General features: G+C 71.0%; 8 protein-coding genes and 1 pseudogene. 7 read left to right on the forward strand and 2 right to left on the reverse strand.

Features of this window, described 5'->3' with window-relative positions:
- Positions 1-525: 525 nt before the first annotated feature.
- The 7 genes from ACFV2X_RS48895 to ACFV2X_RS48925 all read left to right on the forward strand — a co-directional run bounded on the left by ACFV2X_RS48895 (position 526) and on the right by ACFV2X_RS48925 (position 8510).
- Positions 526-2043, forward strand: coding sequence for an ATP-binding protein (locus tag ACFV2X_RS48895; protein WP_385629209.1), 1518 nt, complete (start codon positions 526-528; stop codon positions 2041-2043).
- Positions 2040-2471 (forward strand): roadblock/LC7 domain-containing protein, encoded by a 432-nt coding sequence (locus ACFV2X_RS48900; RefSeq protein WP_014175850.1) that lies wholly within the window; start codon positions 2040-2042, stop codon positions 2469-2471. The genes ACFV2X_RS48895 and ACFV2X_RS48900 overlap by 4 nt, the downstream gene beginning before the upstream one ends.
- The gene (locus ACFV2X_RS48905; RefSeq protein WP_089508596.1) at positions 2468-2824 is read left to right on the forward strand and encodes a DUF742 domain-containing protein; all 357 of its coding nucleotides are present in this window, start codon (positions 2468-2470) and stop codon (positions 2822-2824) included. The genes ACFV2X_RS48900 and ACFV2X_RS48905 overlap by 4 nt, the downstream gene beginning before the upstream one ends.
- On the forward strand, positions 2802-3413 hold the full coding sequence (locus tag ACFV2X_RS48910) for an ATP/GTP-binding protein (RefSeq protein ID WP_089508597.1): 612 nt from the start codon (positions 2802-2804) through the stop codon (positions 3411-3413). Before ACFV2X_RS48905 ends, ACFV2X_RS48910 begins: the two co-directional genes overlap by 23 nt.
- Complete coding sequence (locus ACFV2X_RS48915) at positions 3410-4903, forward strand: cytochrome P450 (protein WP_385629213.1); 1494 nt, start codon at positions 3410-3412, stop codon at positions 4901-4903. Before ACFV2X_RS48910 ends, ACFV2X_RS48915 begins: the two co-directional genes overlap by 4 nt.
- Before the next feature lie 76 nt (positions 4904-4979).
- Positions 4980-7091 carry an APC family permease gene (locus ACFV2X_RS48920; RefSeq protein WP_385629216.1) on the forward strand — a complete coding sequence of 704 codons (2112 nt, stop codon included), beginning with the start codon at positions 4980-4982 and terminating at the stop codon, positions 7089-7091.
- A 75-nt stretch (positions 7092-7166) separates the two neighbouring features.
- The gene (locus ACFV2X_RS48925; protein WP_385629218.1) at positions 7167-8510 is read left to right on the forward strand and encodes a class I SAM-dependent RNA methyltransferase; all 1344 of its coding nucleotides are present in this window, start codon (positions 7167-7169) and stop codon (positions 8508-8510) included.
- 103 nt (positions 8511-8613) lie between these two features.
- On the opposite strand, the gene ACFV2X_RS48930 is transcribed toward ACFV2X_RS48925, so the two are convergent.
- A complete protein-coding gene (locus ACFV2X_RS48930; RefSeq protein ID WP_385629221.1) occupies positions 8614-8829 on the reverse strand; it encodes a DUF397 domain-containing protein in 216 nt (71 codons plus the stop codon).
- A pseudogene (locus tag ACFV2X_RS48935) lies at positions 8826-9615 on the reverse strand (Scr1 family TA system antitoxin-like transcriptional regulator). The gene ACFV2X_RS48930 and the pseudogene ACFV2X_RS48935 overlap by 4 nt, the downstream one beginning before the upstream one ends.
- Between the last annotated feature and the right edge of the window lie 177 nt (positions 9616-9792).

Raw genomic sequence — 9792 nt, forward strand, 5'->3', positions numbered from 1 at the left:
GCGGGGCAAGGACCCCGTTGTCGAGGCCGCGGGGCAGCGGAAGGCTGTCCGCCACGGCGTCTGTCACCACCGTATCCGCACTTGTGTGACGGGCCCGAGTCCCCTGCTCAGGTCCGGGTGGAGAGGCGGCGCCGTACGGCGTACAGGGGGGCGACGGCGCCCCGGAACGGCGAACGCCGTTTGCGAACGTTCCGGTGGTGCGGAGGCGGTTCCGGCGCGCTTCGGCCGCTCTTCCCGTCGGCGTGTCGCCGGTCGCCGGAGTGCGCGGCGGGGCGTCATTGCGGCAAGATGGCGGCGTGGTCGTTTTTGCCCCGGACTGAGGGGACGCCATCTCCCCGCGGCCTTCCCGATCTTCATGGGATCTTCACCGGAATTGGCAATGATGCCCTGACAGTTCGAATGTTGTTACGGGCATCGGGCGCCAGGACACCGGCGTGGCTAAGATGATCGCCGTATTCCGTTTCCGGACGGGACATCAGGGCACTGAATCGTCCGCGCCCGCGTTCTCCTGGCACGAGGTTTCTGATGACAGATCACATATGGGAGGCGGTGAGCTGGTGCCTGGGTGTTGTCCTGCTCATCGTCTTCGTCCTGCTGATGCGCCAGCGAACGATCACCGCCGGCGTGCGCAGGCGTAACGCCACGCTTGAGGAAAGCCTGAAGTCGCGCGACGAAGAGCTCCAACACCTCGTCGAGATGCGCCTTCCGGTCATCGCGGACGCCCTCAACCAGCCCTCGCAGCTACCCGGGCTGAGGGACGAAAGGCTGGCCGGCACCACCTTCGCGCAGAGTCTTCACGGAGTCGTGGAACTGTTCACCCGCGCGGTGGACAAGGCGCAGGCGAGGGCCGACGCCTCGGCGAAGGCGGCGCTCAAGGCGTCGATGCGCGCCATCCAGGGTCTGGCCAACGAGCAGCAGCTGTCGATCTCCCAGATGCAGGACCGGCACGACAACCCCGATGTGCTCAGGGACCTCTTGGAGATCGACCACGCCAACTCCCAGTTCGGCCGCCGCGCCCAGGCCATCGCCGTGCTCTGCGGCTCCTGGCCCGGCCGCCAGCGGGTCTCCTCCCCGCTGACCGACGTGGTACGGGGCGCCAAGTCCCGGATCCGTGACTACCGCCGGGTCCAGGTGCACGCCCTGGTCGACGTCGCCGTGATGAGCCGCGCGGTGGAGCCGGTCGTGCTCGCCGTCGCGGAGCTGCTGGACAACGCCGCGCGCCACTCGCAGCCCAACACCAACGTCGAGGTCAGCCTGCAGCCGGTGCACAACGGCGCGGTCATCGTGATCGACGACGCCGGCGTCGGCATGGACGGCCTGGAGGTGCAGCGCGCCGCCACGCTGCTGTCCGGAGAGCGCGCCGTGGACGTCGCCCGGCTCGGCGACCCGCCGCAGTTCGGCTTCGCCGTCATCGGCCTGCTCGCCGCCCGGTACGGCTTCAGCGTCTCCGTGGACACCAGGTCCCCGTACGGCGGTGTGCGCGCCGTGCTCTTCCTGCCCACCGCGCTGCTCACCCACGTCGACGCCGAGGAGCCGGGCAACCGGCAGGCCGTACCGCAGGAGCCCCAGCAGTCGGGCCTCGATTCGGGTCTGGAGTCGGGTCTGCACACCCTCCCGTCCCTTCCGACCCGCAAGACCCGCTCCGCCCGCCGGACCGAGCCCGCCGTGGGGCAGATCCCCCATCAGCAGGCCGCGCCCCAGCAGGGCGTGCCCCAGCAGCCCGCTCCCCAGCAGGCCGCGCCCGCCCCGGCGGACCAGGCGCCCTCCGCGCTGACCCACCCGTCGGCGATCGATGAAGCGTCACGTACCTACGGCTCGACGGCCGGCGGACTACCCAAGCGCCGTCGGCGGCAGCCCACCGTTCAGCAGTCGGCGGACGACTGGCCCACGGCCGCCCCGGAGCCCGACACCGGCTCGCACCGCGTCCGTTCGGCCGAGGAGACGGCCCAGCGCATGGGTGCCTTCGCACGCGGCACCCGCTCGGGCCGTTCCGGTTACCAGGACGCCGACCCCCAAACCGAAGAAGGGAATCGCCAGGCATGAACGACCACATAAACAACGAGCTGGGCTGGATGCTCGACGAGGTCGTGAAGATGCCGGAGGCGCGCCACGCGATCCTGCTCTCGGCGGACGGGATGCTGCGGGCGCACTCCGAGGGCATCGCGCGGGACGAGGCGGAGCGCCAGGCCGCGGCGCTCTCCGGCCTTCAGTCGATCAGCCGCTCCACCGCCGAGTTCTGCGACCCGGACGACGAGACCCCGTGGCAGCAGACGCTCATCGAGTTCGTCGGCGGCTATGTCTTCCTGATCGCCGCCGGCCCCGGCGCCTATCTCGCGGTCTCCGCCACCGAGAACGTGGACATGGAGGCGGTCAGCTACCGGATGCAGAAGCTGGTCGACCGGCTCGGCAAGGAGCTGACCAGCCCGCCCCGCCAGGGCACCACCCGACAGGGCATCGGCAGCCCGGCATGACCCCGGCCAGGCGCGAACGAGGACTGGTACGGCCGTATGTCGTGACCGACGGCCGTGCCTATCCGACCCGCAACACCTTCGACCTGGTGACGCTGGTCATGGCGCATCCGGACCGGCCGCTCGCCGGCCTCAGCCCCGAGAAGCGCCGGCTGATGGAGCTGTGTCTCGGCGGCGCCCTCTCGGTCGCCGAGGTCGCCGGGTATCTCCAGCTGCCGGTCAGCGTCACCAAGGTTCTGCTCGGCGACCTCGTGGACAGCGGCCACATCACCACGCGGTCGCCCATCCCCACGGCCGAGCTGCCCGATATCCAGCTTCTGCAGGAGGTGCTCGATGGACTCCGCGCTCGCCTCTGAGGGAGCGGTCTATCTGCCGCAGACCGTCAGAACAGCGGTGAAACTGCTGGTCGTCGGGCACTTCGCGGTCGGCAAGACCACCTACGTCGGCTCGCTGTCGGAGATCAAGCCGCTGCGCACCGAGGAGACGATGACCCAGGCCGGTGCGCTCGTCGACGACCTCGAGGGGATCGAGGACAAGACGACCACCACCGTGGCCATGGACTTCGGCCGCCTCACCCTGAGCGACACGCTGGTCCTGTATCTGTTCGGCGCCCCCGGACAGCGGCGTTTCACCCGGCTGTGGCAGGACATGACGCGCGGGGCCCTGGGTGCCCTGGTCCTCGCCGACACCCGGCGGCTCGACCAGTCCTTCCCGGTGATGGCCATCCTGGAGGAGCACGGTCTGCCGTACGCGGTCGCCGTCAACCACTTCGAGGGAGCGCCGCGGTTCGCCGAGGCGGAGGTCAGGGAAGCGCTCGACCTGCTGCCGGAGACCCCGCTGGTCACCTGCGACGCCCGGGACCGGATCTCCTCGACCCACGCCCTGATCGCCCTCGTGCAGTATCTGCAGAACCGCCAGGCCCCACCCTCCCAGGAGCATGCGTGACCTACCGCCCCGACACCACGGCCGCAGTCGGGTACCGCCCCGACACCGAGGCCGGAGTCGGAGTCGTACCGCCGGCGGGCTGCCCCGCGCATGCGGGCCAAGCCCGCTTCGGGGGACCCGCCCGCCCCGCCGCCCAGGGCCTGCCCCTGTACGGGCCCGAGTTCGCCGCCGATCCGCACCTCTTCTACGAGCGGCTTCGGCAGTACGGGCCCATCGCCCCGGTCGAGCTGTCCCCCGGCGTCGAGGCGTATCTGATCACCAGCTACTCGCTCGCACTCGAGGTGCTGCGCGACACCGAGCGGTTCGCCAAGGACCCCCGCGGCTGGCGCGCGCTGAACGAGGGACGGATCCCGCCGGACTGCCCGGTGGGCCCGATGATGATGTACCGGCCCAACGCCCTGTTCAACGACGGGGAGGCGCATGCCCGGCTGCGCGGGGCCATCACGGACAGCCTCACCCGGCTGGACCCGTACGCGCTGAGCGAATACGTCGAGCGCAGCGCCGACACGCTGATCAACGCGTTCGCCGACCGGGGCGAGGCGGACCTGCTCGCCGACTACGCGGCGGCCATCCCGCTGCTCGTCTTCAACGAGCTCTTCGGCTACCCCGCCGAACACGGGCTGCGCCTCGTCGGCACCATGGCGAGGCTCTTCGACAGCGGCGAGGACGCGGCCGAGGCCAACCAGGAGCTGCTGGACTACATGGCGGGCCTGATCGCCGCCAAGCGCCGGCGGCCCGCGGCCGACATCACCTCCTGGATGCTCGCCCACCCCTCCCGGCTGGCGGACGACGAACTGCTGCAGCAGCTCATGCTGATCCTGGCCGCCGGAACCGAGCCCCAGCTGAACCTGATCGCCAACGCGCTGCGGCTGCTGCTCTCCGACGACCGGTTCGCCGGTGAGCTCTCCGGGGGCAGCCTGCCCGTCCAGGACGCCATCGACGAGGTCCTGTGGACCGACCCGCCGCTGGCCAACTTCGGGACCCGGTTCGCCCGCCAGGACCTGGACCTCGCGGGTGTGCGGATCCGCCAGGGCGAGCCGATCCTCACCAGCTACGCCGCCGCCAACACCGACCCCGAGCTGACTTCCGACGGCCGGCTCGGCAACCGCGCCCACCTCGCCTGGAGCATCGGCGCCCACCGCTGTCCGGCCGAGAGCCCGGCGCGGGTGATCGCCTCGGTGGCCATCGAGAAGCTTCTCGACCGGCTCCCGGACATCGAGCTGGCCGTTCCGGTCGACCAGCTGGCCTGGCGCACCGGCCCCTTCCACCGCGCGCTCGCGGCGCTGCCCGTCCGCTTCCCCGTCACGGCCCGGCCCACGGCCGCAGCCGTCCCCGCGGCCGATGCCGTGCCCGCCCCGGCGGCGGCCCCGGCGGAGCCCCACGGGTCACCGCAGACCGCACCGGCCGAGTCCGACCCGTCCGGCCAGTCCGCGCGGGCGGCCCAGCGCCGCCGGTGGGGTTCGCTCGCGGCGTGGTGGCGCGGGCAGTGAACGGGTTCACCGGGTCCCGCCGCCGTGCCCCGGGCGGGGTGGGCGGCGGCCCGGGCTACCGCTTACGATCCTCTCCGTGTCCAAACTGACCGACGTTCCTAAACGGATCCTCATCGGGCGGGCGCTGCGCAGCGACAAGCTGGGAGAAACGCTCCTCCCCAAGCGCATCGCGCTCCCCGTCTTCGCCTCCGACCCGCTGTCCTCCGTCGCGTATGCGCCAGGGCAGGTGATGATCGTTCTTTCGGTGGCGGGTGCGTCGGGCTATCACTACAGCCCCTGGATCACGGTCGCGATCATCGTGCTGATGTTCACGGTGGTCGCCTCGTACCGCCAGAACGTGCACGCCTATCCCAGCGGCGGCGGTGACTACGAGGTCGCCAACACGAACCTGGGCCCCCGGGCGGGGCTGACCGTCGCCAGCGCCCTGCTCGTCGACTACGTCCTGACCGTGGCGGTGTCGATCTCCTCCGGCGTGGAGAACCTGGGCTCCGCGGTCCCCTTCTTCATCGAGCACAAGACCCTGTGCGCGATCGGCATCATCCTGCTGCTGACCCTGATGAACCTGCGGGGCGTGCGCGAGTCCGGCAAGCTGTTCGCGATCCCCACCTATGTGTTCGTCGCCGGCGTCTTCATCATGATCGCCTGGGGCGCCTACCGCGGGCTGGTCCTCGGCGACTCCATGAAGGCGCCCACCGCCGGCTTTGACATCAAGGCCGAGCACACCGGGCTCGCCGGGTTCGCGCTGGTCTTCCTGCTGCTGAGGGCCTTCTCCGACGGTTGTGCCGCGCTCACCGGCGTCGAGGCGATCAGCAACGGCGTGCCCGCCTTCCGCAAGCCCAAGAGCCGGAACGCCGCCACCACGCTGGCGCTGATGGGCGGCCTCGCCGTCACCATGTTCTGCGGGATCATCGCCCTCGCGATGGCCACCGACGTGAAGATGGCCGAGGACCCGGCCAAGGACCTGCTGAACAAGGGCGTGGCGCTCGGCGAGCACTACACCCAGGACCCGGTGATCACCCAGGTCGCGGCGGCCGTCTTCGGCGACGGCTCGCTGCTGTTCGTGGTGCTGGCCGCGGCCACCGCGCTGGTGCTGTTCCTGGCCGCCAACACCGCGTACAACGGCTTCCCGCTGCTCGGCTCGATCCTCGCCCAGGACCGCTACCTCCCGCGCCAGCTGCACACCCGCGGCGACCGGCTCGCCTTCTCCAACGGCATCGTGCTGCTCGCCGGCGCCGCCGCCATCCTGGTCTACATCTACGGCGCGGACTCGACCCGGCTGATCCAGCTCTACATCGTCGGCGTCTTCGTCTCCTTCACGCTCAGCCAGACCGGCATGGTGCGGCACTGGAACCGCCATCTGCGGACCGAGCAGGACCCGGCGGTGCGCCGCCGGATGCTCCGCTCGCGCGCGATCAACACCTTCGGCGCCTTCTTCACCGGCCTGGTGCTGGCCGTGGTGCTGCTGACCAAGTTCACCCACGGCGCCTGGGTCGCCCTGCTGGGCATGGTCTTCTTCTACGTCGTGATGACCGCGATCCGCCGCCACTACGACAGCGTCTCCGGCGAGCTGTCGGCGTACGAGGAAGACGAGTCCGAGACCGTACGCCCCTCCCGGGTGCACTCCATCGTCCTCGTGTCCAAGATTCACAAGCCGACGCTGCGCGCCCTGGCCTACGCCAAGCTGATGCGCTCCCACAAGCTGGAGGCGCTGAGCATCAGCGTGGACCCGGCCGAGACCAAGGCGCTGCAGGAGGAGTGGACCGAGCGCGGCATAGACGTCCCCCTCAAGATCCTCGACTCGCCCTACCGCGAGATCACCCGGCCGGCCATCGACTACGTCAAGAGCCTGCGCCTGGAGAGCCCCCGCGACGTGATCTCCATCTACATCCCGGAGTACGTGGTCGGCCGCTGGTACGAGCATCTGCTGCACAACCAGAGCGCGCTGCGGCTCAAGGGCCGGCTGCTGTTCACCCCGGGCGTCATGGTGACCTCCGTGCCCTGGCAGCTGGACTCCTCGGAACTGGCCCGCAAGCGTGCCCGCAAGCGGGCCGAGTGGCATGCGCCGGGCGCGGTGCGGCGTGGCCCGGTGGGGCCGCCCAAGGGCGACAAGGCAAAGGCCGACGGCACGCAGAGCCGGCAGACGGCGGTGGAGGAGCGGCCGGTCGGCGGCGGGCAGCCGAGGGCCTAGACTGGTGGGCTGCGGTGGACTGCCGTCCACCGCAGACCCACCACCCCCACCCGCACCCTCTGGAGCCGAGCCGCCATGCACCGTGAACCCAAGGCGTCGCTGGTCGGCGAGGAGTACGAGGTCGAGGTCGGGCCGGTCGCACACGGCGGCCACTGCGTCGCCCGCACCGCCGAGGGCCGGGTGCTGTTCGTCCGGCACGCGCTGCCCGGCGAGCGCGTGGTGGCCCGGGTGACCGAGGGCGAGACGGACTCGCGCTTCCTGCGCGCCGACGCCGTACGGGTGCTGGAGGCGTCCAAGGACCGGGTGGAGGCCCCCTGCCCGTTCTCCGGCCCCGGCCGGTGCGGCGGCTGTGACTGGCAGCACGCGGCCCCGGGCGCCCAGCGCCGACTGAAGGCGGAGGTCATCACCGAGCAGCTGAGCCGGCTCGCCGGGCTGACCCCCGAGGAGGCCCGCTGGGACGGCACCGTCGAGCCCGCCCCCGGCGACAAGGTCGCCCGGGGCGAGGTCCCGGCCTGGCGCACCCGCGTGCAGTACGCGGTGGACGAGCAGGGGCGGCCGGGGCTGCGCCGCCACCGCTCGCACGAGGTCGAACCCATCGACCACTGCCTGATCGCCGCCCCCGGCGTCACCGAGCTCGGCGTCGAGAAGCGCGAATGGCCGCAGATCGCGACCGTGGAGGCGATCGCCGCCACAGGCTCCTCCGACCGCCAGGTCGTCCTCACCCCGCGCCCCGGCGGCCGGCTCCCGCTGGTGGAGCTGGACCGGCCGGTCTCCGTGCTCCGGCTGGGCGAGCCCCAGAGCCGCGAGGGCACCCGCCCGGTGCACCGGGTCCACGGCCGCCCCTTCGTCCGCGAGCGCGCCGCGGGCCGCACCTGGCGGGTCGGCGAGGGCGGCTTCTGGCAGGTCCACCCCAAGGCCGCGGATCTGCTCGTCGAGGCCGTCATGCAGGGCCTGATGCCGCGCAAGGGCGAGATGGCCCTCGACCTGTACTGCGGCGTCGGCCTCTTCGCGGGCGCCCTCGCCGAACGGGTCGGCGAACGCGGCGCGGTGCTGGGCATCGAGTCCGGCAAGCGCGCGGTCGAGGACGCCCGCCACAACCTCCAGGACCTGGACCGGGTCCGGATCGAGCACGGCAAGGTCGAGCAGGTCCTGCCCCGTACCGGCATCACCGAGGCCGACCTGATCGTCCTGGACCCGCCCCGCGCCGGCGCGGGCAAGGAGACCGTGGCACGCCTGGCCTCCCTCGGCCCCCGCCGCATCGCCTACGTGGCCTGCGACCCGGCGGCCCTGGCCCGCGACCTCACGTACTTCCGCGAGGCGGGCTATGTGCTGCGGCGGCTGCGCGCCTTCGACCTGTTCCCGGTGACGCATCACGTGGAGTGCGTGGCGATTCTGGAGCCCGCCGCGAGGCATTCTTGACCCGTTGTAGCGGTGCGCGCGCCGGGGAGCCGACTCGGCCCCGTCTACGCGAGAGCCCTGCCGTCCCAAAGGAACCGGCAGGGCTCTCGTGAGCGTACGAGCGTCAGAGACCCCGCTCCGACGAGGCGAACTCGACGAACCCCGCCCACGCCTCGCGCGACACCGCGAGGACGGGCCCGGCGGCGGCCTTGGAGTCCCGGACGTGCACAACTGCCGTGTCGACGGCGACCTCTACACACTGACCACCCTCGGTTCCGCTGTAGCTGCTCTTGAACCAGACGAGGCCAGAGGCGACGGTCGAGGACTCAGCGTTGTTCATAGCGATCCCAGCAACCCTTCGATGAACTCCAGTGACTCTCGTGAAGTGAGAGCCTGTGACCGGATAATCCCATAGCGCGCGGCGGCGAGAGCCGCTTGTTCCGGGTCGGTCTGAAGAGCGCTGGTTCCCTGAGCCTCGACGTATACGAACTTCTTGCCGTCCTTGCGCGTGACGACCGTGAACGGCCCGTCCATGCCAGCGCTCTCCTCAGAGTCGAGCCGCATGACCTGGATCTCAACGTTCCGCTTCTGGCCGATCAGGTGGAGGTGTTCTCGATCGTTTCCGGATCCAGGGGCGGGCGCCGCATGGCGAGCAGGGCCCTCATGTAATCCTCGGTCTGGAGCAGGCCGTTGACGACATGCGTGTCGTACATGACCAGCTCAAGACACTCCTTCTCCAGCGTCGCCATCCCTTGGAAGAACACCGGATACTGCGCCCGCTCCACCTCCTCCTTCCACAGGCACAGCAACCCCTCCGCCTCCAGCACCTCGTCCGCCCGGTCGATGGTCCGAGGAGACGGAATCCTCCGCCCCTGTTCGAACGCCGCGATCGTGGAGGCCGAGTACCCGAGCCGCTTGCCGAACTCCTCGCGCTCCATCCCCTTCCGCGCGCGTAGCATCTTCATGGTCTGCCCGAACGCCGTGATGACGCCCCGACCCGCCTTGTCCTCCGGCCGCCGCCCGGCCCCGTCGTCACCTCCCAGCCGTCCGCAAAGTTGACGATCGCTCCGCCGCCACCGCGCGGAACCGCCTCGGCCCCCGCCGCAGCACCCGTACGCTCCGTCATCGATCACCGCCTCCCCGGCCCAACGCCCCCGTAGGGGCGCCGTCACGCCGCGCGCCTCGCACCTTCTAGATGCGCTTCACCTCCCCCCCCCCGTTATGTTCTTCGCGGTTCCGCAATGGGGCCGCTGGCCTCCGGGCCCGGCATGACTGTTCCCCCCTGTCGAACGGATGACCTGGG

This window comes from Streptomyces sp. NPDC059679, assembly GCF_042734105.1.
Classification (GTDB): domain Bacteria; phylum Actinomycetota; class Actinomycetes; order Streptomycetales; family Streptomycetaceae; genus Streptomyces.